General features: G+C 63.3%; 23 protein-coding genes, 1 tRNA gene and 1 pseudogene. 11 read left to right on the plus strand and 14 right to left on the minus strand.

Features of this window, described 5'->3' with window-relative positions:
• Positions 1–74: 74 nt before the first annotated feature.
• Both FIU86_RS14930 and FIU86_RS14935 read right to left on the minus strand, forming a co-directional pair.
• On the minus strand, positions 75–1,139 hold the full coding sequence (locus FIU86_RS14930; RefSeq protein ID WP_152475810.1) for a Hint domain-containing protein: 1,065 nt from the start codon (positions 1,137–1,139) through the stop codon (positions 75–77).
• A 108-nt stretch (positions 1,140–1,247) separates the two neighbouring features.
• Positions 1,248–2,180, minus strand: a complete 933-nt coding sequence (locus tag FIU86_RS14935) for a lipid A-modifier LpxR family protein (RefSeq protein ID WP_368373134.1) — start codon at positions 2,178–2,180, stop codon at positions 1,248–1,250.
• Between the two features lie 457 nt (positions 2,181–2,637).
• Between FIU86_RS14935 and FIU86_RS14940 the strand changes: the two genes are divergently transcribed.
• Positions 2,638–3,420, plus strand: a complete 783-nt coding sequence (locus FIU86_RS14940) for an arylmalonate decarboxylase (protein WP_152475811.1) — start codon at positions 2,638–2,640, stop codon at positions 3,418–3,420.
• A 105-nt stretch (positions 3,421–3,525) separates the two neighbouring features.
• On the opposite strand, the gene FIU86_RS14945 is transcribed toward FIU86_RS14940, so the two are convergent.
• The 4 genes and pseudogenes from FIU86_RS14945 to FIU86_RS14960 all read right to left on the minus strand — a co-directional run bounded on the left by FIU86_RS14945 (position 3,526) and on the right by FIU86_RS14960 (position 5,457).
• On the minus strand, positions 3,526–4,113 hold the full coding sequence (locus FIU86_RS14945) for a GNAT family N-acetyltransferase (protein ID WP_152475812.1): 588 nt from the start codon (positions 4,111–4,113) through the stop codon (positions 3,526–3,528).
• A pseudogene (locus FIU86_RS14950) lies at positions 4,113–4,514 on the minus strand (ketosteroid isomerase-related protein). The gene FIU86_RS14945 and the pseudogene FIU86_RS14950 overlap by 1 nt, the downstream one beginning before the upstream one ends.
• Entirely contained in the window at positions 4,511–4,972 is a 462-nt protein-coding gene (locus FIU86_RS14955; protein WP_103763242.1) for a low molecular weight phosphatase family protein, read from the minus strand. The pseudogene FIU86_RS14950 and the gene FIU86_RS14955 overlap by 4 nt, the downstream one beginning before the upstream one ends.
• Before the next feature lie 5 nt (positions 4,973–4,977).
• Entirely contained in the window at positions 4,978–5,457 is a 480-nt protein-coding gene (locus tag FIU86_RS14960) for a UPF0262 family protein (protein WP_152475813.1), read from the minus strand.
• A gap of 320 nt (positions 5,458–5,777) precedes the next feature.
• On the opposite strand from FIU86_RS14960, the gene FIU86_RS14965 reads away from it, so the two are divergent.
• The gene (locus FIU86_RS14965; RefSeq protein WP_152477178.1) at positions 5,778–6,176 is read left to right on the plus strand and encodes a c-type cytochrome; all 399 of its coding nucleotides are present in this window, start codon (positions 5,778–5,780) and stop codon (positions 6,174–6,176) included.
• Between the two features lie 58 nt (positions 6,177–6,234).
• Here the strand turns inward: FIU86_RS14965 and hisD are convergent, their stop codons facing one another.
• The 5 genes from hisD to FIU86_RS22610 all read right to left on the minus strand — a co-directional run bounded on the left by hisD (position 6,235) and on the right by FIU86_RS22610 (position 10,337).
• Positions 6,235–7,539 (minus strand): histidinol dehydrogenase, encoded by a 1,305-nt coding sequence (hisD, locus tag FIU86_RS14970; RefSeq protein ID WP_152475814.1) that lies wholly within the window; start codon positions 7,537–7,539, stop codon positions 6,235–6,237.
• An 80-nt stretch (positions 7,540–7,619) separates the two neighbouring features.
• Positions 7,620–8,387, minus strand: a complete 768-nt coding sequence (locus tag FIU86_RS14975) for a hypothetical protein (RefSeq protein WP_152475815.1) — start codon at positions 8,385–8,387, stop codon at positions 7,620–7,622.
• A gap of 31 nt (positions 8,388–8,418) precedes the next feature.
• The gene (locus FIU86_RS14980; RefSeq protein ID WP_152475816.1) at positions 8,419–8,895 is read right to left on the minus strand and encodes a DUF2948 family protein; all 477 of its coding nucleotides are present in this window, start codon (positions 8,893–8,895) and stop codon (positions 8,419–8,421) included.
• A complete protein-coding gene (gene murA, locus FIU86_RS14985; protein WP_152475817.1) occupies positions 8,892–10,160 on the minus strand; it encodes a UDP-N-acetylglucosamine 1-carboxyvinyltransferase in 1,269 nt (422 codons plus the stop codon). Before murA ends, FIU86_RS14980 begins: the two co-directional genes overlap by 4 nt.
• Positions 10,161–10,166: 6 nt before the next feature.
• The gene (locus FIU86_RS22610) at positions 10,167–10,337 is read right to left on the minus strand and encodes a hypothetical protein (protein ID WP_170067192.1); all 171 of its coding nucleotides are present in this window, start codon (positions 10,335–10,337) and stop codon (positions 10,167–10,169) included.
• A gap of 89 nt (positions 10,338–10,426) precedes the next feature.
• On the opposite strand from FIU86_RS22610, the gene FIU86_RS14990 reads away from it, so the two are divergent.
• From FIU86_RS14990 to FIU86_RS15020, 7 genes are all read left to right on the plus strand, one after another.
• A tRNA-Thr gene (locus tag FIU86_RS14990) sits at positions 10,427–10,501 on the plus strand.
• A gap of 268 nt (positions 10,502–10,769) precedes the next feature.
• Entirely contained in the window at positions 10,770–11,816 is a 1,047-nt protein-coding gene (locus tag FIU86_RS14995) for a rod shape-determining protein (protein ID WP_057792035.1), read from the plus strand.
• Positions 11,817–11,901: 85 nt separating this feature from the next.
• The gene (mreC, locus tag FIU86_RS15000; RefSeq protein WP_152475818.1) at positions 11,902–12,843 is read left to right on the plus strand and encodes a rod shape-determining protein MreC; all 942 of its coding nucleotides are present in this window, start codon (positions 11,902–11,904) and stop codon (positions 12,841–12,843) included.
• Entirely contained in the window at positions 12,836–13,375 is a 540-nt protein-coding gene (locus FIU86_RS15005; protein ID WP_152475819.1) for a rod shape-determining protein MreD, read from the plus strand. The genes mreC and FIU86_RS15005 overlap by 8 nt, the downstream gene beginning before the upstream one ends.
• Positions 13,372–15,315, plus strand: coding sequence for a penicillin-binding protein 2 (mrdA, locus tag FIU86_RS15010; protein ID WP_152475820.1), 1,944 nt, complete (start codon positions 13,372–13,374; stop codon positions 15,313–15,315). Before FIU86_RS15005 ends, mrdA begins: the two co-directional genes overlap by 4 nt.
• A gap of 10 nt (positions 15,316–15,325) precedes the next feature.
• Complete coding sequence (gene rodA / locus FIU86_RS15015; protein WP_152475821.1) at positions 15,326–16,465, plus strand: rod shape-determining protein RodA; 1,140 nt, start codon at positions 15,326–15,328, stop codon at positions 16,463–16,465.
• A gap of 5 nt (positions 16,466–16,470) precedes the next feature.
• The gene (locus tag FIU86_RS15020) at positions 16,471–17,406 is read left to right on the plus strand and encodes a glyoxylate/hydroxypyruvate reductase A (RefSeq protein ID WP_152475822.1); all 936 of its coding nucleotides are present in this window, start codon (positions 16,471–16,473) and stop codon (positions 17,404–17,406) included.
• Between the two features lie 85 nt (positions 17,407–17,491).
• Here FIU86_RS15020 and FIU86_RS15025 read toward each other — a convergent pair whose 3' ends face one another.
• Genes FIU86_RS15025 through pncA form a run of 3 tightly spaced genes read right to left on the minus strand, consistent with a single transcriptional unit; the run spans position 17,492 to position 19,440 of the window.
• Positions 17,492–18,268: an SseB family protein gene (locus FIU86_RS15025; protein ID WP_152475823.1), complete on the minus strand. Its 777-nt coding sequence runs from the start codon at positions 18,266–18,268 to the stop codon at positions 17,492–17,494.
• Entirely contained in the window at positions 18,261–18,851 is a 591-nt protein-coding gene (locus tag FIU86_RS15030; RefSeq protein ID WP_152475824.1) for a uracil-DNA glycosylase family protein, read from the minus strand. The genes FIU86_RS15025 and FIU86_RS15030 overlap by 8 nt, the downstream gene beginning before the upstream one ends.
• The gene (gene pncA / locus FIU86_RS15035; RefSeq protein WP_152475825.1) at positions 18,844–19,440 is read right to left on the minus strand and encodes a bifunctional nicotinamidase/pyrazinamidase; all 597 of its coding nucleotides are present in this window, start codon (positions 19,438–19,440) and stop codon (positions 18,844–18,846) included. The genes FIU86_RS15030 and pncA overlap by 8 nt, the downstream gene beginning before the upstream one ends.
• Before the next feature lie 160 nt (positions 19,441–19,600).
• Between pncA and FIU86_RS15040 the strand changes: the two genes are divergently transcribed.
• Both FIU86_RS15040 and FIU86_RS15045 read left to right on the plus strand, forming a co-directional pair.
• Positions 19,601–20,149, plus strand: a complete 549-nt coding sequence (locus FIU86_RS15040; RefSeq protein WP_172977518.1) for an NADPH-dependent FMN reductase — start codon at positions 19,601–19,603, stop codon at positions 20,147–20,149.
• Between the two features lie 47 nt (positions 20,150–20,196).
• On the plus strand, positions 20,197–21,117 hold the full coding sequence (locus FIU86_RS15045; protein WP_152475827.1) for a rhodanese-related sulfurtransferase: 921 nt from the start codon (positions 20,197–20,199) through the stop codon (positions 21,115–21,117).
• The last annotated feature ends 28 nt before the right edge of the window (positions 21,118–21,145 follow it).

Consider the following 21,145-nt stretch of genomic DNA (forward strand, 5'->3'; position numbering starts at 1 on the left):
TCGCGCCATAAAAATAGATAGATGCGTCACGGCACGCCCCGCCGGGCGACGCCGTGACAAACTGTCCGGGCGGCTCAGGCCGCCTCGTGCTGAAGGATCGCCGCCTCCGACGCGCTCAGGTTGCGCCGCGCGAACCCGCCATAGGTCTGCGGCTCGAACTCCAGCGTCGGATTGTACTCCAACAGCCGCTTGCGATCCGCGTCATCCAGCGCCTGCAGCGAGGCCGAGGCAGGGTGAAAGCTCTCGGTTTCCACCCCGTTGGCCCACAAGACCTGGTGGCGCGGCAACAGCAGATGCACGTAGGTCACTTCCCGCACCGCAAGGTCGATGGCGATGTTGCCGCCATTGACCAGGTCCTTTGCCGACACCAGCACCTCGGGCGTGTTGTACAGCGCCTGCGCGACCTCACCCTGGACCAGCATCCGGTGCTCGGGACTGACCAGCAGTTCCTCGTCCGGCCGCTCGACACCCAGCGCCCCGGCGCGAATTCGCACCGGCCGCAGATGCGGCATCGCGAAAAGGCGCGCGCCGCTCATCCGGCGGCTGCCGATCCACTGGATCTCCTCCGCGCCGTTGTCCTTGGTCTGCACATAGTCGCCTTCGCGCAGTTCCTCGACCAACCGCGGCCCGTCCGGCGTCTCGATCCGCGTGCCGGGGGTGAAACAGATCACCCCGCCGCTTTCCACGTCGGTCGTCTGGCTACGATGCGCCCCCAGCGACTGGTGCACGATCCACATCTCGGTGTTCCTCGGGGGAATATCATCGAGGAACATCACCAGCGGTGGTGCGCCATGCCCCACCTCGATCACGGTGATTGTGTAACTTCGGACCCCGTTGGTCACCACGAACCCGCTGTCCATCAACGGCTCGTGCACCTCAACCTCGTCCAGTTTCGTCGTACCCGTGCGTGCCGCCGTCACCAGCCGCCGCACCAGCTTTGCCGCGCATTTGCGGCTCATTGCGTCCCGTTCCGTCCGCTCAAGGCGCAGTACTTCATTGGGCCCGTCCACCCGCACCAGATCCCCGCGCCAGGACCATGCGGCCCCCACGTTAAGAGACTGGACAGGAGCGGCTTCCAAACCGTCCACTTCCGTCTGCGACCAGGAGATGACGAACGCGCCCCGAAAGGTCGTTCCCATTGCCTGTATGCCTGCCTTTTTTAGTCTTTTTTTGTCTTTTTTTGTCTTTTTGTAGCGGCAGGCTAGCAAAAACGAATCAGTCTGCAAAGTGTTAACAAAGGGTTACCGTCAAAATCTCAAGCGCAGTCGCAGCGATCCCACAAGCTGACTTTCCTTCTGGGCCTCGAATTCCTCGCCCAGCCAAGTCAAACCGTAAAAAATCGTTCTGCCGCCTTTGCCCTGCCAGTTGACCCCGCCGCGCACCCGCGTTCGCGCATCGGTCAGCTGAAAACCCCGGTCGCGGTTCAACAGCTGGCTGCTGTCCACATAGGCCACGTCGGCCCCGAAGACAAAGCTCGCACCGGGCGCCTCGACGCCCTGCACGGCCACGTATCGCTGCCCCGTCACCGTGTCGCGCACCAGCAATCCGTCGCGCCCGCGCTGGCCAATCGTCAGGTCGAACCCAACCCGCGCCAGCGTCTCGAACCCCCAGCGCCCCTCGACAAAAGGCCGGAACTCGGCATTGCCGCCCATGTCAAAGCTGCGGCCGGCCTCCATTACTAGTTCCGGGTTCACGTCGTTGCTGACCTGGTTGCGGCGCACCCGGCCCGAAATGTCCCGTCCGCCAAGGATGTCGTGCAGGTTGCGCTGGAAATCGTCCAGCCCGGTCTGCGGCCCGGTCACGTTCACGTCGACGCCCACGGCGAAATCCATGGGTCCGCGCGCGAAATGCGTGTGCAGCCCGACCGAAAGAACTCCGGCAAAGGGCCGGTCGCCCGGCGCGGGGTTGGTCAGGTTCTGCGGCGACACGATGCGCCCGCCCAGCCGCAGCTCCAGCACTTCACCAAACCCTTGCGGCAAACGCCCGCTCCAGCCCGGCCCCCAGACCCGGCTGGTCGTCAGCGATCCGGTCTGCCAGCGGTCGTGAAAATCACCGCCAATATCGTTGGTAGTCAGCCAGCCGAATCCGATGCGCTCCCGCGGGGTCGCCTCGGCGGCATGCCCGGTCAGAAGCACGGCAAAAACGGCAAGAAACGCTGCAAGAAGGCGCGTCATGTTCATCGTCAATTTCCCTTCGCCCCCCGGCCCTGAACTGGTACAATGAAAGCGCTGCACGGGGCTATCGTGCAACACCCGAATTTCCGCACCGTGGGCTTCGCGCAACATTTTGGCAAACCACGGATCCGCCGCGAGCATGGACATCGCGAAGGGCGACTGTGCGGACTTTGCTTCAGTGCGGGTAGCAAGCCGTGCGATTGCCAGACCGCCGGCTGGCGTTCTGCCGGATGTTCAAGGCGCTTTATGGCCGACATATCCGCGAGACCTCAGTTCGAAACGCCAACGTCACCCAATCGCCAGCCCGTCCAGGCGGTCTGGCGATCGCGCGGTGGCCTGCGGCCTAGATTCCGCGCGGCACAAGATCAGCGACAGAACTAAGGGCTCGAAGCGGACAATTGCAAAGGTTTCGGTTAAGCTATGAAGGAACACACCTTCCTTGCATCTGCAAAGGTCCCCACGCATGACCCACGCCGCCCCCCTCTCCGACACCGCCCGCGACGCCATCCTGTCCGCGCCGCGTTTCGACAGCGGCGTGCATCACCGCGCCCGCATCGGCTTTGTCGTGATCCCCAACGAACAGACGATCGAGCACGAGATGCTCCGCCACCTGCCCGCCGGCGTCGGCGGCTTCTTTGCCCGTGCCTCCATGCCGCGCGAGATCTCCACCGACAGCCTCGCGCAGGTCCGCGACACGCTCGCCACCGCCGCCGCCCGCATCCTGCCCGATGACGGGCTCGACGTGGTCGCCTTCGCCTGCACCTCCGGAACCGTCGCCGTGGGCGAGGCGGAAACCTGCGCCGAACTCGCAAGGGGCGCTCCGGGTGCGCGGGCCACGTCCCTCGCCGGGTCGGTCCGCAAGGCCCTTACCGCAATGGACCTCCGCCGCGTCGTTCTGGGCAGCCCCTACATTCCCGAACTCAACGACAACGTCGCCCGCTTTCTCTCCGATGCGGGCATCGAGGTGCTCGCCACCCACGGCATGGGCCTTAACTACGACACCGAGATGATCCGCGTCGCGCCCGACTACATCTTCGACTTCGCCGGCGCCATCGACCGCCCGGATGCCGACGCCGTCCTGCTCAGTTGCGGTGCCCTGCGCAGCATCGAGGTGGTCGACCGGCTGGAACAGCACTTGGGCAAACCGGTGATCTGCTCGAACCAAGCGATGCTGTGGGATGTGCTGCGGCTGGCCGGGATCGAGGACCGGCTGCCGGGTCTCGGCCAGCTTTTGCAGGACCACTGAGCGCGCGGCCTCGTAACCCGGTCAAACCGTGAAAATCGCACCGTCGGCGTACCACCCAAATACCGACGCAATACCGACGTCCCGATTTCCGGGTGTGTCCCGCTGTTAATCTTCGAGTCGCCGCATCCAGAATTGCAACGGGTGGTCGGTCTCTTGCGGCTGGTCGATATCCTTCCAGCGATAGGTTGCAACGGCCCCCTCGACCGGGGCATATCCGCGCTTGTGCCAGAACCCGTCCAGTGGCTGGTAGGCCTCTGGACGCAAAGGATGATCCTGTGGCCTGACCACCCCGCAAAAGGCCACGTAATCGCGCCCCAGCGCCCGCACATGGGCCTCCCGCGCGTCAAAGAACGCATGTCCCAGCCCGCGACCGCGGTACTCGGGCAGCAGAACACTCTCGGCGCAATAAAAGATATCTTTCATATCAATATCTTGCCCCGAAAACGCTGCCGCGAAATCCTCGGCATGATCCTCCATCGGTGTCCCCGTCGAGGCCCCGACGAGGCGTTCCCCGTCGAACGCCGCCACCAGTATTGCGTCCTCGCTCTGCCGGTACGGCTCCAGATACGCCCGTTCATAGGCGACATCGCCATCGTAAAGGTAGGGAAAGTCACGGAAAACCGTGATCCGCAGCTGCGCCACGTCATCCAACGCCGCTACAAGGTCCTGCCCCGTCAGCCGCTCAACCCGCATCAGGCAGTGACCTGTTTGGTCCAGTCCGCAAGGTTGTAATACGTCACGACCCGCGTTATCTTGTTGTTTTCCAAAGAGAAAAACGACCCCGCCGGCAGCTTGTAGGTCTGTCAGTTCGCCTCCGGCAGCCCTTCGTCGGTGGCCAGGTAGGTGCCGTTCACCACGAACTCCGCCGCACCCCGCCTGCCGCCTTCGGCCTCAAAAATCACCATGTTATCAAGGTGTTCGCGGTAGCATCGGTTCATGTGCTCGCAGAACGCGGCAAAGGCCGCCTTGCCTGTCCGCACCTGCCCTTCATTGACGTGGTGCGCCACATCCTCGCTCAGGCATTCCAGCATGCCATCCACGTCGCCGTTGTTGAACGCCTGAAAGTAAGCCTCAATCACGTTTTTCGCAGTCATTTCATATCCTTGGGGTCGCCCCACCGTCGTTTGAGATGTTCCACGATCTGGTCCCGGGTCTGTCGGTAAGCGTTCAGTTTCGCCTCCCGCGACTCGCCCAGTCCGGTCGGGTCCAGGATCGGCCAATAGACCACGTCGAGATGGAAAACCCGTGTCAGATCAAGGGCTTTGCGCTGGCTCGCCGGGCTCAATGCCACCACCAGATCGAACGAGGACAGGTCGTCACCCCACTGCTCCATCTCGTCAAAGCTGCGGGTGCGGTGCCGGGCAAGCTCGACACCGATCTCGTCGCAGACCGCGATCGAGAACCCGTCTATGTCCATATCTCCCTTCACTCCGGCAGACTGGACATAAGTGTCTGTTCCATAGAGTTTTTTCATGATGCCCTCAGCCATGGGCGAGCGCGCGGAATTGTGGTCGCAGCAAAACAAAACGGACTGAGGAAGCTCCTCGACCATCTGCGTCAGCTCCCGAAATGCAGCACGCAGATCAGCGTGAACAGGCGCCGCGCGGTATCGTTGTCGACCTTCGCCTTGCCTTCCAGCCGCTCTTCCAGCACCCGGGCACCTTCGTTGTGAATGCCGCGGCGGGCCATGTCGATGGTCTCGATCTGGCTCGGCGGCATGTTCTTCACCGCGTCAAAATAGCTTTCGCAGATTGCCCAATAATCCTTTACGACCTGTCTAAACGGCGACAAAGAAAGGTGAAATTCCGCTGCGGGCGCATCATCCTCGGTGCGAATGTCGAACACCAGCCGCTTTTCACGGATCGACAACCCGACCCGGTAAGGCCCATCCGGCGCAACCCGGTCGTCGCGAATGGGCAGGCTGAACGAGTTCTCCTCGATAAGATCGAACATCGCCACCTTCCGCTCCTGCTCGATCTCGGGCGTGGGCGGCGGCAGGTTGGCATCATCCAATTCGATATGACAGATACGGCTCATGGGTCTTCTCTTCGGCAGTCTCGATCCTGCGTACCCCACCAATCGTAAACGGGCAATGCAGCCAAGCGTCAATATAGGTTTTTCTGGGGAACTTGTGGCCATTCGGATCAACGGACGCTTGGCACATATTCGCTGTGTTTGGCACGTGTAGACGCGGACTCAATCTTCGCTCAAGCGCCGCGAAACCCTCGCGTTTAGCATGGTTTTTCTCGGGTTTCCTTGATGACCGTCAAAGACGGCCTTTGAAACCATTGAGAGAATCGTGCGCCGGCAAAACACCGGCAAAGTTCGTGAACCAAACTTTCGAAACGGAGGATACGATGGCTTGTCTCAACAAACCTTTATCCATTGCCGTAACGAGTTTACTGCTTGCAGCGCCCACGCATGCAGACGATTTCGGGCACGACGAGTACATGAGCGCCTGTGCGTCATGTCACGGCGAAAGCGGTGCCGGTGACGGGCCGCTCGCCGAACTCATGACTGTGCCGGTACCCAGCCTGACAGGGCTGTCCGCCGGGAATGATGGCGCATTTCCGATGCTGCGCGTGATCCAGACGATCGACGGTCGCCAAGGGATCAAAGGTCACGGCTACCCGATGCCCGTCTGGGGAAAACGCTTCCAGGAGGATATCGAGACGCCCGGTCCTTACGGAGCGGAAGCGATCGTTCGAGGGCGAATCCTTTCGCTGGCCTATTATCTGGAGTCAATCCAGGAGTAATGCGCCCCTGACATTAAGGTCTTGCGCCCATTGGTTTTAACACGAAGGGCGCAAGGCGCTAGCTTTCGTTCAGCTTGTCCAGACGCGCGCGGACGCTCAGCCCATGAGCTTCCAGGCTTTCCGAAGTTGCCAATGTTTCGGCTGCGGGACCGATTGCCTTCAACGCGCCAGGCGTCATCTTTGCCATCGTGGTTTTCTTCATGAAATCCAACACGTTGAGACCACTGGAAAACCGTGCCGAGCGTGCCGTTGGCAGCACGTGATTGGGCCCGCCGACGTAGTCGCCAATCGCTTCGGGCGTCCACGCACCAAGGAACATCGCGCCCGCATGCGTGATCTTCCCGGCAAGCATTTCCGCCTCGGACACACACAATTCCAGATGCTCGGGTGCGATCCTGTCGGCCAGCTGCGCGGCCTCGTCCATGTCACTGACCACGATCACCGCGCCAAAATCGCGCCAGCTTGCCCCGGCAATCGCCTTCCGGTCCAGCGTCTCCAACCGCGTCTCGATCGCCGTCTCCACCGCATCGGCGAATGCCGGGTCATCCGTGATTAGCAGCGCCTGCGCACTTTCGTCGTGTTCCGCCTGGCTCAGCATGTCCAGCGCAATCCAGTCCGGTTCGTTGTCGCGGTCCGCGATCACCAGGATTTCCGAAGGTCCGGCAATCATGTCGATGCCGACCCGGCCGAACACCCGCCGCTTGGCCGCCGCGACATAGGCGTTGCCCGGCCCGGTGATCTTGTCGACCGCCGCGATCGTCTCGGTGCCATAGGCCAGCGCCGCGATGGCCTGCGCCCCGCCCACTCGATAGATCTCGTCAACACCGGCGATCTGTGCGGCGGCTAGGACGGCGGGATTTGCCACGCCGTCCGGCGTCGGCACCACGATGGCCAGCCGATCCACCCCCGCCACCTTGGCAGGGATCGCGTTCATCAGAACCGAGGACGGGTAGGACGCCAGCCCGCCGGGCACGTAAAGCCCTGCCGCGCTGACCGCCGACCAGCGCCAGCCCAGCGTCGCGCCGCATTCATCCTGCCATGATGCATCCGCGGGCAACTGGCGTTCGTGATAGGACCGGATGCGGGCAGCCGCCAGTTCCAGCGCCGCCATCTCATCCGGCGGCACATCTGCCACCAGCGCAGCGACCTCTTCTGTCGTGAACCGCAATCTCTCCGACGTCAATTCCAGCCTGTCGAACTTCGCCGTCAGCTCGATCAACGCCGCATCGCCCTGCGCCCTGACATCGGCGATGATGCTGGCAACGGTGTCGTCCACGTCTGGGCTGTCCTCGCGCTTGGCGCTCAACAGCGCAGCAAACCGCGCTTCGAAATCGTCATCCTTGGTGGTCAGTCGCACCGGCATGGGCATTCTCCTGTTGCCGCGCAGACTTAGACCGACGCCTGCCGCGCCTCAAGTGCCTTCGCTTTTCAAAACGGGCGCCCCTATCGCGCAAGGCTGGCCGTGTAATCGGCCAGGATACGCAGGCCCGAAGGTGTGGTGTCTGCGATCAGTCGCCGGGCGAACCCGATGGCCCCTTCGCAGTAAAGGCCGGGATCCTCTTCATTCGACCACAGATAGGCTTGCATGGCCGGCGTCGTCTCGCCCTCCGCGTCGCGCCAGCCTTTCAGGAAAATACGCCAGTCTTCTTCCGACGGCTTCTCGAAGGCCTCCGGCATATCCCGCCCTGCCGCCATCGCCGCGAACTGCGCGGTCAGCCAACGGCCATGCAGGTTTGGCTCGATCCGGCTCAATTCGACACGGCTCAGCTCGCTCAATCCGCCCTTGGCGACAGCAAGGCACAGCTTCGGCGTTTCCGACAGACCTTTCAGAAGCGCCAGCTGCGCCCGCTGGATTTCAAGCAGCGGATCGCGACCCGCATTGCGGATATGTACTGCGTTCTCGGCGCGCAACTCGGCCACGAAGGCATCGCTTTCGGCCAAAAGCTCGGGGCCTAGATCGTACCGCGACACGTCGGTATCAAGCGCAATTTCCTCGATTTCGTCGACATGCTTGCCATATTCTTCGGGAAAGCCGGCCTCGATAGCCTCGTAGAGGCCCGGGAACGAGCGCTTGCGTAGATCCTCCATCAGCTTGCCGTCTTCCACCAGGTCACGGTGCGCGGCCTCGTCGACGGTCAGCGATTGCATGACGAAGTAGATGAGAACAACGCCCAGCGGGACGGCTATCATGACGAAACGCGCGATATTCATGACTGGCGGTCCCGTTTGCGGCAATGATGCGTCATGCGTCGTGGTCCGGCGCCTTGCCGGACGGTGCGCGGTAAGGGCGCGTGACATCCCGCAGCGTGACTTCCAGCGCCTCGATCCGTGCCCGCACGGCGCCGTCACCCGCCAGCGTCAGCGTCACGTAGCCCGCGACGTCTTCGGCACTGTCTGGTTCGAACCGCACGGAGAGCACCGACAGGATCACATCAAGGTCGTCGCGGTCCAGCCCTTGGCTGGAGACGCCTTCGACATTGTCGATTACCAAGAGCGCGCGCACGCGCTCGGCCCCGTGCCGCGCCCGCGCGCCGTCTTCCCAGCGAAACCGGTTGATCAACAGCGCCAGTCGGCGCTCGCGGGGGCGCCACGCCATGTCTTGCAGGGTAAAGACCGCATCCTGCACCAGGCTCGATACCACGTCGAGATCTTCGGCATCGAAGGCCCCCAGGTTCAGCGGCGCCTCGCGCCCGTCTTCGAAACGTGCGTCTTCGGTCATTCGCCCTGCACCCGCTCTATCTTGGCACCGACATTGCCCAGCTTTTCCTCGACCCGCTCATAGCCGCGGTCCAGGTGATAGACCCGGTTGACCAGGGTCTCGCCCTCGGCGGCCAGCCCCGCCAGGATCAGTGAGACGCTCGCCCGCAGATCTGTCGCCATGACCGGCGCGCCTTTCAATCGCTCTACGCCGGTCACTGTGGCTGTACCACCGTGAACGTCGATCCGCGCGCCCATCCGCATCAGTTCGGGGGCGTGCATGAAACGATTCTCGAAAATCTTCTCTTCCAAAACGCTGGTGCCCTCGGCGGTGCACATCAGCGCCATCATCTGCGCCTGAAGGTCGGTGGGAAAGCCAGGAAACGGCTCGGTCACCACGTCGACGGCGCGCACCCGGCCATTCTTCCGCGCGACCTTGAGGCCCACGTCGGTCTCTTCAACGGAAACTCCGGCGGCGTCCAACTTTTCGCAGAACGCCTCGACCAAGTCGATCCGCCCGCCCAGGCATTCCACCTCGCCGCCGCAAATCGCGGGGGCCAGCATGAACGTGCCCAGCTCGATCCGGTCGGTCACCACCGGATGGGTCGCCCCATGCAGGCGGTCTACCCCCTGGATGGTGATCTCGCTCGTGCCTTCGCCCTCGATCTGCGCGCCCATCTTTCTCAGGCACTGCGCCAGGTCGACGATCTCGGGCTCGCGCGCCGCATTCTTCAGTACCGTGCTGCCCTTGGCCAGAGTGGCCGCCATCAGCGCGTTTTCCGTCGCCCCGACCGACACCAGCGGAAAGTCCACGACACCACCTTGAAGGCCACCGGGGGCCTTTGCATGCACATAGCCTTCCTTCAGCTCAAGCTCCGCGCCCATCGCCTCCAATGCCTTGAGGTGCAAATCCACCGGCCGTGCCCCGATGGCGCATCCGCCCGGCAGCGACACCACCGCGTGGCCATCCCGCGCCAGCATCGGCCCCAGCACAAGGATCGAGGCCCGCATCTTGCGCACGATATCGTAATCGGCCACGTGGCTGTCCAGATCATGGCTCGACAGCGCCAGAACCTGGCCGTCCTGAAGCGTCGTCACCTCCGCGCCCAGCGATTGCAAGAGCTCGGTCATCGTCTTGATATCCGACAGGCGCGGCGCGTTGGTCAGCGTCAAGGGCTCCTCGCTCAGCAGAGTCGCCGGCATCAGCGTCAGGCACGCGTTCTTCGCCCCGGCAATCGGGATTTGCCCCTGAAGTGGGCCATTGCCCGTCACGAGTATCGAATCCATGTCGTTTTATCCGCCCTTTTTCTTGTCCTGGCCTGCCTCCGGCCCCTCCTGTCCCGACGCCTTTCCGCGCGCCTGTGCCTTTCGGCGGGCCAGGTTCGCTTTCAGCGCAGCCTTCAGCCGGTCCTCGCGACTTTGCTGGGATTTGGCGCCTGATTTGGGCGGGGGGTTCGTGCTCATGCCGCCTGTCTACAGCAGTCGCCAAAAACCGTCTAGATTACGCTTGCACGAATGCACGGAACGGTCTAATCACCCCGCCACGAACCGGCGCTGCTGTAGCTCAGTGGTAGAGCGCACCCTTGGTAAGGGTGAGGTCGGGAGTTCAATCCTCCCCAGCAGCACCATAATCACCGAAAGGTGATCGTCTCAATCCAATTCCTGCAGCACTGGAACGGCGCGCCCACGAGCGCTTACCTTGCCCGTTCATCGCCGGTTTGGGCGTGTCCGCGGCCGCACAGGACTGGCGCATTGCGATCACGCCCGGCAATTTGACGCTTAACAGGCCCGAAACCACTCTTTCACCCGACAATCGCGCACTCTATAAGAGCGAACGGTGTCCGGCGGTCGAGTCGGGGGCCATATCACTATTAAAACCACGGGACGCACCACCTCATGTCCATCTTCGACAAAATTCCCGGCCTTTTCACGGCCGACATGGCGATCGACCTCGGCACCGCCAACACGCTGGTCTACGTCAAGGGGCGGGGCGTCATCCTGTCGGAACCGTCCGTGGTGGCCTATCACGTCAAGGACGGCGTCAAGAAGGTGCTGGCCGTGGGCGAGGATGCCAAGCTTATGCTGGGCCGCACGCCGGGGTCCATCGAGGCGATCCGTCCGATGCGCGAAGGAGTCATAGCCGATTTCGACACCGCCGAGGCGATGATCAAGCATTTCATCCGCAAGGTGCACAAGCGTTCGACCTTCTCCAAGCCCAAGATCATCGTCTGCGTGCCTCACGGCGCGACGCCCGTTGAAAAACGCGCCATCCGTCAGTCTGTGCTCAGCGCCGGTGCACGGCGCGCGGGTCTCGTGGCCGAACCCATCGCGGCGGCCATCGGTGCCGGCATGCCCATCACCGACCCCACCGGGAACATGGTCGTGGATATCGGCGGCGGCACCACCGAGGTTGCGGTTCTGAGCTTGGGCGACATCGTCTATGCCCGCTCGATCCGCGTGGGTGGCGACCGGATGGACGAAGCGATCATCAACTACCTGCGCCGCCAGCAGAACCTGCTGGTGGGCGAATCCACCGCCGAGCGCATCAAAACCTCCATCGGCACCGCTCGGATGCCCGACGACGGGCGTGGCAGCTCGATGCAGATCCGCGGCCGCGATCTGCTCAATGGCGTACCTAAGGAGACCGAGATCAGCCAGGCCCAGGTGGCCGAAGCGCTGGCCGAACCCGTGCAGCAGATCTGCGAAGCGGTGATGACCGCGCTGGAAGCCACCCCGCCGGATCTGGCCGCCGACATTGTCGACCGCGGTGTCATGCTGACCGGCGGCGGCGCACTTCTGGGCGACCTGGACCTCGCGCTGCGCGAGCAAACCGGGCTGGCCGTGTCCATCGCCGATGACAGCCTGAACTGCGTGGCGCTCGGCACCGGCAAGGCCTTGGAATTCGAAAAACAACTCCGCCACGCCATCGACTACGACAGCTGAAACGCCCACCCTTTGAGGTTGCGGCGCGCGGTGGTATTCGTGGTGGTAGTTCACCGCCAAGGCCTTTTGCAATCCGGGGACGCCATTGGCCCGAGAAAGAGGACAAAGCAGCGACTACACCGCCCCCCTGAAGCGTCTGCTTCTGGGGTTGGTGGTATTCTGCCTGATCGGTCTCTTTGTGTTGTGGCGGATCGACAGCCCCCGCGTGGAACGCTTCCGGGCGCAGGTGATCGACCGGGTCGTGCCCAGCTTCGACTGGGCCATGGCGCCGGTCACCGGCGCCGTAAACATCCTGCGCGATTTCCAAAGCTACCAGCGTATCTATCAGCAGAACCAGGAATTGCGGCGCGAATTGCAGCAGATGAAAGCCTGGAAAGAGGCCGCCCTTCAACTGGAACAGGAGAATGCGCGCCTGCTCGACCTGAACAACGTCCAGCTTGACCCGCGACTGACCTTCGTCACCGGCGTCGTTCTGGCCGACAGCGGTTCGCCTTTCCGGCAATCCGTTCTGATCAACGTCGGCGCCCGCGACGGCATCGTCGACGGCTGGGCGGCCATGGATGGGCTGGGGTTGGTGGGCCGTATCTCGGGCGTGGGCAACAACACGGCACGGGTGATCCTGTTGACCGATACCTCCAGCCGCATCCCAGTCACGATTCAGCCTTCGGGCCAGCAGGCACTGCTGATCGGCGACAACACACCCTCGCCGCCCATCGATTTCATCGAAGCGCCGGACAAGGTGCGCCCTGGCGACCGCGTGCTGACCTCGGGCGATGGCGAGGTCTTTCCGGCCGGCCTCCTGGTCGGACAGTTGGCCGAGGACCCGGGCGGGCGTATGCGTGTCCGGCTGGCCGCCGATTACGAGCGGCTGGAATTCCTGCGCGTTCTGCGCAACTACGGGCATGAGCGCGTGCTCGATCCAGGCAGCCTGATCCAGCCGTCCGTCCCGGTCGTGCAGGGGGCCGATCCCGATCCGGAACCGCAACTGCCCGCCGAGGCGCAGACCAGCGAGGCCACCGATGGGTGAAAACGCCACCTTGCAGATGTGGACGATGCGCGCGCTCTATCTAGGGCTCGCACTGTTCGTGATGTTCTTCAGCCTGCTGCCGCTGCAGACCCTGCCACGTGGCTGGGCCGGGCCGGAACTGATCGTCGCGCTGACCTTTGCCTGGATCCTGCGCCGTCCAGAATACGTGCCGCCCCTTCTGGTAGCGGGCGTGATGTTGTTGGGAGACCTAATGTTCCATCGCCCGCCCGGCCTTTGGGCCGCGCTGGTGCTGATCGCGGCGGAAACCCTGCGCGCCCGCCATATCGGCCTTCGGGACCTGACCTTTGCCGTGGAATGGGTCTCGGTTGCCACGACACTGGTCGTCATGACCTTGGCCTACCGCACAATCCTCGCCGTTTTGCTTGTCGATCAGGCGCCGCTGGGCCTCAGCTTTATCCAGCTCCTGATGACAATGATTTGTTATCCACTGGTCGTGCTGGTCTCGCAATCTGTCTTCGGGGTGCGTAAACTGGCCCCCGGTGACATCGACGCACTCGGAGGCCGGACATGAAGCGCCCCACCCGCGACAATACCGAAAGCCAGCGCCGCATCACCCGGCGCGGCCTGGTGCTGGGCGGCGGCATGGCGGGCTTCGTGGGGCTTCTGGGTCTGCGCATGCGCTACCTTCAGGTCGATCAGGCCGACCAGTTCCGTCTGCTGGCAGACGAGAACCGGATCAATATCCACCTGATCCCGCCATCCCGTGGCCGCATCTTCGACCGCGAGGGGCGCGTGATCGCCGAGAACATCCCCTCCTACCGGATCAACATCATTCGCGAACAGGCCGGCGACCTTGAGGACGTGATCGCGCGCCTGTCCAAGCTTGTGCGGCTGAACCCCGAAGAACTGAAAAAGGCCCGCGAAGATCTGGCCAAGCTGCGCGGTGACACGCCGGTGACAGTGGCAGATCGCGTCAGCTGGGAGGATATCAGCCGCGTCGCCGTGAATGCACCCGCCCTGCCAGGCGTCACGCCGGAGGTTGGCCTGTCGCGGCACTATCCCATGGGCGAGGATTACGCGCATGTTGTAGGCTACGTCGGGCCGGTCAGCGACCGCGATCTGGAACGCATCGACGCGCCCGACGCGCTGTTGCTGATCCCGCGCTTCCAGATCGGCAAGATCGGGCTTGAACGCCGGCGCGAGGATACGCTGCGTGGCAAAGCCGGCACCAAGCGGGTCGAAGTCAACGCCGCGGGCCGCGTGATGCGCGAACTGGACCGGGTCGAGGGCGAGGCCGGCGCGGACATCCAGCTGACGCTCGACAATGCGCTGCAATCCTACATCACTGCCCGTCTGGAAGGCGAAAGCGCCGCCGCCGTGGTCATGGATTGCGACACCGGAGACCTTCTGGCCTGTTCGTCCACCCCCGGCTATGACCCCAACCTGTTCGTGCGCGGAATTTCCCAGGCTGACTACTCGGAGCTCTTGAACAACAAGTACCGCCCCTTGCCGAACAAGACCGTGCAAGGCGTCTATCCGCCGGGTTCGACCTTCAAGATGGTCACTGCGCTGGCGGCACTCGAGGATGGACAGGTCGATCCGAACGAGACCGTCTATTGCCCCGGGTTCCTGAAGGTCGCGAACCGACGCTTCCATTGCTGGAAACGCGCGGGGCACGGCAATGTGGACCTGCACCGCTCGCTGCGCGAAAGCTGCGATGTCTATTATTACGACCTCGCCCTGCGTGTCGGCATCGACAAGATCGCGGAAATGGCCAAACGCCTCGGTCTCGGTATCGAACACGATCTGCCGATGACGTCCGTCGCCGACGGCCTCATCCCCAACAAGCTGTGGAAGGCGACCTCGCGCGGCGAGGACTGGCGCATCGGCGACACGGCGAACGCCGCCATCGGCCAGGGCTACGTGCTCAGTTCACCCTTGCAGCTTGCGGTGATGACCGCCCGGCTGGCCACCGGGCGCTCGGTGTCGCCCCGTTTGGTGCGGTCCGTCGATGGCGTCGAGGAGCCGCCCAACCGGGGCGAGCCGCTTGGCCTGAACGAAAACACCCTACGCGAGATCCGGCAAGCGATGTATGCCGTGTCCAACAACCGGCGCGGCACGGCCTATGGCAGCCGCATCATCGAAGACGCATTCCGCATGGCCGGCAAGACCGGCACCAGCCAGGTCCGGAACATCACCGCCGCCGAACGCGCCAGAGGCGTTTTCCGCAACGAGGATCTGCCCTGGGAACGCCGGGACCACGCGCTCTATGTCAACTTTGCTCCCTTCGATGCACCGAAGGTCGCCGTGGCGGTGATCGTCGAACATGGCGGCGGCGGCTCCAGGGCGGCGGCCCCGATCGCCCGCGACATCACCCTTCAAGCGCTCTACGGCGATGATCCCCCGCTTGACGCCTACCCGTCCAAGGACCGTGGCCGCATCAAGACGCAGCAGGAACAGTTGCGCTCACGCCTCGACCGTCGCGGCGACGACGACAGCGACCGGGCATAAGGGGCGCTGCATGAGCTATCTTGAATATACCGTCAAACACACGCCCTCGGGCCTGCGCAAGGTGCTGTATCTCAACTGGCCTCTGGCGCTCTTGCTGACGGCAGTCGCCGCCATCGGAATCCTGATGCTCTACTCCGTCGCAGGCGGCGCGTTCAACCCCTGGGCCGAACCGCAGGCGAAACGCTACGCGCTCGGCTTTGCCGTGATGCTGTTCGTGGCCATGGTCCCGATCTGGTTCTGGCGCAACATGTCGGTGCTGGCCTACACGGTCTCCGTCCTTCTGCTGGTCGCGGTCGAACTGGTCGGCGTCGAGGGCAAGGGTGCGCAGCGCTGGATCGACCTGGGAGTCATGCGGCTGCAACCGTCCGAGCTGATGAAGATCACGCTGGTCATGTTTCTGGCGGCCTATTACGACTGGTTACCGCTGAAGAAAACGTCGCGCCCGCTCTGGGTTCTGCTGCCCGTGGTCCTGATCCTCCTTCCTGTGGCGTTGGTCCTGCGTCAGCCCGATCTTGGCACCTCCATCCTGTTGATCACGGGCGGCGGGCTTATCATGTTCCTCGCAGGCGTGCATTGGGCGTATTTCGCCGTGGTTATCGCGGCCACCGGCGGGCTCGTTACGGCAGTTTTCAAGAGCCGCGGCACCGACTGGCAATTGCTGGCAGACTATCAATACCGCCGCATCGACACGTTCCTGGACCCGGCGTCAGATCCTTTGGGCGCCGGCTATCACATTACCCAGTCCAAGATCGCGCTCGGATCCGGTGGCTGGACAGGGCGGGGCTTCATGCAAGGCACCCAGTCGCGTCTCAATTTCCTACCCGAGAAGCACACCGATTTCATCTTCACGACGCTGGCCGAGGAATTCGGATTCGTCGGAGCCATTTCGCTGCTGGCGCTGTACGCGCTCATCATCGTCTTTTGCGTCATTTCGGCGCTGGCGAACCGCGACCGCTTCTCGTCGCTTCTGACGCTGGGGGTCGCCGTCACGTTCTTTCTGTTCTTCGCGGTGAACATGTCGATGGTCATGGGCCTTGCGCCCGTCGTCGGCGTGCCATTGCCGCTGGTCAGCTACGGCGGTTCGGCCATGCTCATCCTCATGCTGGGCTTCGGCCTGGTGCAAAGCGCTCATATCCATCGCCCCCGGTAGGTTTCATGTCTCTCAATATTCTATTCGCCGCCAGCGCCGAACGCTGGGCGGACTACGAAGCCCCGCTGCGCAAGTCGCTCCACGACGCCGGGATCACCGAATACATCCTCTCCACCGACCTGCCCCCGGACGAGGTCGACTATATCGTGTATGCGCCCAACAGCGACGTGCAAGACTTCACGCCGTTCACCCGTGCGAAGGCGGTGCTCAACCTTTGGGCCGGGGTCGAAGGCATTGTGCGAAACGACACCTTGACCCAACCGCTGACGCGCATGGTCGATGACGGCCTGGAACGCGGCATGGTGGAATGGGTGACCGGCCATACCCTGCGCCATCACCTGGGCACCGATACCCATGTACTGGGGCAGGACGGCACGTGGCGTCACGACGTGCCGCCGCTGGCCAAGGACCGATCGGTGACGATCCTCGGCCTCGGCGCCCTTGGCCAGGCCTGTGCCGAAGCCCTGGTGCATCTGGGCTTTCCTGTAACCGGCTGGTCGCGCAGCCAGAAGTCCATCGACGGGATTACCTGCCTGTCCGGCGACGACGGTCTCGCGCAGGCGCTCTCAACCGCGCAAATCGTCGTGCTCCTGTTGCCCGACACGCCGCAGACCGAGAACGTGATTGACGCCGAAACACTGGCGCAGATGCCGTCCGGCGCCGTCGTGATCAACCCCGGGCGCGGCCCTCTGATTGACGATGACGCTCTTTTGGCCGCGCTTGATAACGGTCACATCGCCCATGCGACCCTCGACGTCTTCCGCACCGAACCGCTACCGCCCGAGCATCCTTACTGGGCTCATCCGAAGGTTACCGTCACGCCGCATATTGCCTCGGAAACCCGTCCCGACACCGCGGCGCAGGTGATCGTGGAAAACATCCGCCGTGGCGAGGCGGGCGAGCCGCTGCTTCACCTCGTCGACCGCGATCTGGGCTACTGACCCACGCTGTCACTGTCCGAGCGAGGCCGGAATAAGGTCGTGGAATTTTCGGAAATTCCAGCTCGTCCTGTCTAAAAAAACTTCCTTACCGCAGCTTTGGCGGCTGCTCCGGATCGGTCCCCGGTGCCGACGGTCTCGCCTCTTCAGGCTTGGGCAAGTCGAATCGCAGCCCCACCAATGCCATCCGCGCCCCCGCCGGGTCCGAGCTATGGAAAAATCCCACGTCCAGCAATCCGGCCTCCAGTCCCGAAAGCGCCAGCACCTCCGACACGGCCCGCGCAATGGCCGGCTCTGCCCCGGGCACTGCATCCACCACACCCAGCAGGTGGCCTTTGGCCCCGCTGTCGTAAGTTACACCCACGAGATACGCCAGTTCCGCCAGACCGCCCGCCGCCGCCAACCGTGCGTCAAGCGAGGTAACAAGCTCTTCGGGCAATCCCTTGGGCGGGTGAAAGGAATCCGGCTGCGCCTCCACCTCTTCGGGACCCTCGGCCAGCGTTTCGGCCAGCCAGACCATCGCCGCGTTCGGCAACAGCGCCGCCTGTGGCCCGGCCTCAAGGTTCAATCCCAGCCCCAGCCCCGCCTCGGCCAGCATCTCGGCCACTGCCCGACCCGATAGCGCGACGTAATGCGCCTCAGCCCCGGCAAATCCCGCCAGCCGCTCTTCGGTATCAAAGGCCAGCACAAAGGTTTGACCGTCCACCTCGAAGGCTTGCGGCACAACAGCATCCTCTTCGGCCTCGGCCTCCAGCAGCAGAAACAGTTCCGCCGCCGCTAACGTCTGGTAGTAGCGCAGTCGCTCGGCCTCGCCGCCCTCATCCTTCGCCGCATGAGCCCGGTCCAAATGTGTCGCTTCAGTCATCCAGTGCGCGCCTCACTTCTTCCCGTAGTGCTGGCAGCACTTCCGCCTCGAACCACGGGTTTTTCTTCAGCCACCCGGTATTGCGCCACGACGGATGCGGCAAGGGGAAAACCCCCGGTGCATGGTCGCGCCAGTTGCGCACCGTCTCGGTCACCGGTCCCTTCTCGCCCAGGTGGTAGCGATGCGAATAGCCGCCCACGATCACCCGTAACTTGACGGCGCCCAAGGCCGCCATCACCCGGTCATGCCAAGTTTGACCGCAGATCTTCGGCGGTGGCAGATCTGACCCCTTGGCGTCATATCCCGGAAAACAAAACGCCATCGGGATCACCGCAACCCGGCGCATGTCATAGAATTCTTCCGCCGTCATGCCCAGCCAGTCGCGCAGCCGGTCGCCCGACGGATCGTCGAACGGCTTGCCCGACTGGTGGACCCGCATGCCCGGCGCCTGGCCCGCGATCAGGATTCGTGCCCCGGGACGGAACCACACGACAGGGCGCGGCGCATGGGCCGTCTGCGTTAGGGCAAAACGGTCAGCGCATATCCGGCAGGCTTCGATTTCCCGGATCAGGCCCTCAGGCAAGCGTCACACCCGCCGCGCGCATGTCCGTCAGCGCGATCTCCAATGACCCGTCCAGATCGATCCCTCGGCACAGATCGCGTAGGACAGTCACCGGATAGCCCAGCCGTGCTGCATCCACCGCCGAGTAATTTACGCAGAAATCCGTGGCCAGCCCGACCATCACCAACTCGGTGATTCCGCGGGTCCGCAAGTAGCCATGCAGGCCGGTGGGTGTCTCGTGATCATTCTCGTAGAAGGCGGAATAACTGTCGATCGCCGGATTGTATCCCTTCCGCACGATCATGTCGGCCCGGTCGGTCTCCAGGTCGGGATGAAAAGCGGCGCCTTTCGTGCCCTGCACACAATGGTCCGGCCACAGAACCTGCGAGCCATAGGGCATGTCGATAACCTCGAACGGCGCTTTTCCCTCATGGCTCGACGCGAACGACGAATGGCCCGCCGGGTGCCAGTCCTGCGTCAGGATCACGGCGCCCGCATCCCGCATCATCGTGTTGATCCCGGCCACGATCCGGTCTCCGCCTTCGACGGCCAGCGCCCCCCCGGGGCAGAAATCGTTCTGCACATCGATGACGATCAGGGCCTTTGGCATGAGTCTCTCCTGTTGCGAACACGCGGCGGACCCTGAAGCAGCGATGCGCAATGGTCAACGCCAGCCTCACTTCTGTGCGCCAATGCAGAGAACGCCTGCGAACCTTTCTGTTTCCTTCATCCACAAACCGATTATGTCTGGCGTCAAAGGAGACATGACCATGACCAAAACACTGAATTTCGCCACCATCAGCGGCTCGCTTCGCAAGGGCAGCCACAGCACGTCCGTGGCCGATACCCTGCAAGAGCTTGTGCCCGAGGGCGTTACCGTCACCCGGCACGACATTGCCGATATCCCGCTTTACAATGAGGACATCAAAGACGGCGATACCGCGCCCCAGCCCGTCCGCGACCTGGCCGAGAACCTGGCCGCTGCGGATGCCATCATCGTGGTCTCACCGGAATATAACCGCGGCACCTCGGGCGTTCTGAAGAATACCATCGACTGGATGTCCAAAGAGCCGAACGCTCCCTTCTCGGGCAAGCCCACGCTGATCATCACCCAGTCGCCGGGTGCCACGGCAGGCCTCACCGCACATTACGACCTGCGCCAAGTGCTTTCGGTTATCAATGCGAACGTTCAGGCCGGGTTCGAGATCGCGATCGGCGGTTCGGCCGGCAAGATCGAAGGCGGCAAGCTGACCGACGGCGACACACGGGACTTCATCACCAAGCAGCTGAAACGCCTGACGAGCACCGCGTCAAGCTGACCTTGCGGGTCTTGCCGAATTCTACCGAAGGGCGTAGATCGCGGCGCATGTACACCATCGCCGCGCTCTACCACTTTACCCGGTTCAAAGACCCCGCCGCCATTCAAGGGCCGCTGCTTGCGCTCTGCGAGGCGGAAAAGATATCGGGTTCCCTTCTGCTGGCGCATGAGGGCATCAACGGCACCATCGCCGGGCCACGCGGCGGGATCGACACTGTAATCGCCCATATCCGCGCGCTTCCGGGCTGTGACGACCTGGAATGGAAAGAAAGCATCGCCTCTTCGCAGCCCTTCCGCCGTCTCAAGGTGCGCCTGAAGAAAGAGATCGTCACGATGGGTCAACCCGATGTCGACCCAATCGCAAAGGTCGGGCACTACGTCGACCCGGCCGACTGGAACGACCTGATCCAATCCCCCGACGTGGCCGTGATCGACACGCGCAACGACTATGAGGTGGCGATCGGCACCTTCGACGGCGCCATCGACCCCAAAACCGACAGCTTTCGCGACTTCCCCGCCTGGTGGGATGAGAACAAGCACCGCTTTCACAACAAGCGGATCGCGATGTTCTGCACAGGCGGCATCCGCTGCGAGAAATCGACCAACTATCTCTTGGGCCAGGGTGTAGAAGACGTCTACCACCTCAAGGGCGGAATTTTGAAATACCTGGAGGAAGTCGCGCCGGAGCACAGCACCTGGCAGGGCGAATGCTTCGTCTTCGACGGCCGCGTCTCGGTGGGTCATGGGCTGAAGGAAGGAGCGCACCTACTATGCCACGCCTGCCGTCGCCCAATCCTGCCCGAAGACACCAAGCGCCCCGAGTACGAACAGGGCGTCGCCTGCCACCTCTGTGCGCATGAGACCACCGAGGCGGACAAGAACCGCTTCCGCGAGCGCCAGAAACAAATGGCCCTGGCCGAAGCCCGCGGCACGACCCACATCAAGATAGTCCACGAGGACGAGGCTTGACCGGCCCCGCCTGCTCGGACAGGCTCGG

It is taken from the genome of Roseovarius sp. THAF9, assembly GCF_009363715.1.
Taxonomy (GTDB): Bacteria; Pseudomonadota; Alphaproteobacteria; order Rhodobacterales; family Rhodobacteraceae; genus Roseovarius.

Bases quoted from the DNA above. Each gene is read 5' to 3' on its own strand.
- FIU86_RS14930 (WP_152475810.1), bottom strand. From the start codon at position 1,139: ATGGGAACGACCTTTCGGGGCGCGTTCGTCATCTCCTGGTCGCAGACG.
- FIU86_RS14935 (WP_368373134.1), bottom strand. From the start codon at position 2,180: ATGAACATGACGCGCCTTCTTGCAGCGTTTCTTGCCGTTTTTGCCGTG.
- FIU86_RS14940 (WP_152475811.1), top strand. From the start codon at position 2,638: ATGACCCACGCCGCCCCCCTCTCCGACACCGCCCGCGACGCCATCCTG.
- FIU86_RS14945 (WP_152475812.1), bottom strand. From the start codon at position 4,113: ATGCGGGTTGAGCGGCTGACGGGGCAGGACCTTGTAGCGGCGTTGGAT.
- FIU86_RS14955 (WP_103763242.1), bottom strand. From the start codon at position 4,972: ATGGTCGAGGAGCTTCCTCAGTCCGTTTTGTTTTGCTGCGACCACAAT.
- FIU86_RS14960 (WP_152475813.1), bottom strand. From the start codon at position 5,457: ATGAGCCGTATCTGTCATATCGAATTGGATGATGCCAACCTGCCGCCG.
- FIU86_RS14965 (WP_152477178.1), top strand. From the start codon at position 5,778: ATGGCTTGTCTCAACAAACCTTTATCCATTGCCGTAACGAGTTTACTG.
- hisD (WP_152475814.1), bottom strand. From the start codon at position 7,539: ATGCCGGTGCGACTGACCACCAAGGATGACGATTTCGAAGCGCGGTTT.
- FIU86_RS14975 (WP_152475815.1), bottom strand. From the start codon at position 8,387: ATGAATATCGCGCGTTTCGTCATGATAGCCGTCCCGCTGGGCGTTGTT.
- FIU86_RS14980 (WP_152475816.1), bottom strand. From the start codon at position 8,895: ATGACCGAAGACGCACGTTTCGAAGACGGGCGCGAGGCGCCGCTGAAC.
- murA (WP_152475817.1), bottom strand. From the start codon at position 10,160: ATGGATTCGATACTCGTGACGGGCAATGGCCCACTTCAGGGGCAAATC.
- FIU86_RS22610 (WP_170067192.1), bottom strand. From the start codon at position 10,337: ATGAGCACGAACCCCCCGCCCAAATCAGGCGCCAAATCCCAGCAAAGT.
- FIU86_RS14995 (WP_057792035.1), top strand. From the start codon at position 10,770: ATGTCCATCTTCGACAAAATTCCCGGCCTTTTCACGGCCGACATGGCG.
- FIU86_RS15005 (WP_152475819.1), top strand. From the start codon at position 12,836: ATGGGTGAAAACGCCACCTTGCAGATGTGGACGATGCGCGCGCTCTAT.
- mrdA (WP_152475820.1), top strand. From the start codon at position 13,372: ATGAAGCGCCCCACCCGCGACAATACCGAAAGCCAGCGCCGCATCACC.
- rodA (WP_152475821.1), top strand. From the start codon at position 15,326: ATGAGCTATCTTGAATATACCGTCAAACACACGCCCTCGGGCCTGCGC.
- FIU86_RS15020 (WP_152475822.1), top strand. From the start codon at position 16,471: ATGTCTCTCAATATTCTATTCGCCGCCAGCGCCGAACGCTGGGCGGAC.
- FIU86_RS15025 (WP_152475823.1), bottom strand. From the start codon at position 18,268: ATGACTGAAGCGACACATTTGGACCGGGCTCATGCGGCGAAGGATGAG.
- pncA (WP_152475825.1), bottom strand. From the start codon at position 19,440: ATGCCAAAGGCCCTGATCGTCATCGATGTGCAGAACGATTTCTGCCCC.
- FIU86_RS15040 (WP_172977518.1), top strand. From the start codon at position 19,601: ATGACCAAAACACTGAATTTCGCCACCATCAGCGGCTCGCTTCGCAAG.
- FIU86_RS15045 (WP_152475827.1), top strand. From the start codon at position 20,197: ATGTACACCATCGCCGCGCTCTACCACTTTACCCGGTTCAAAGACCCC.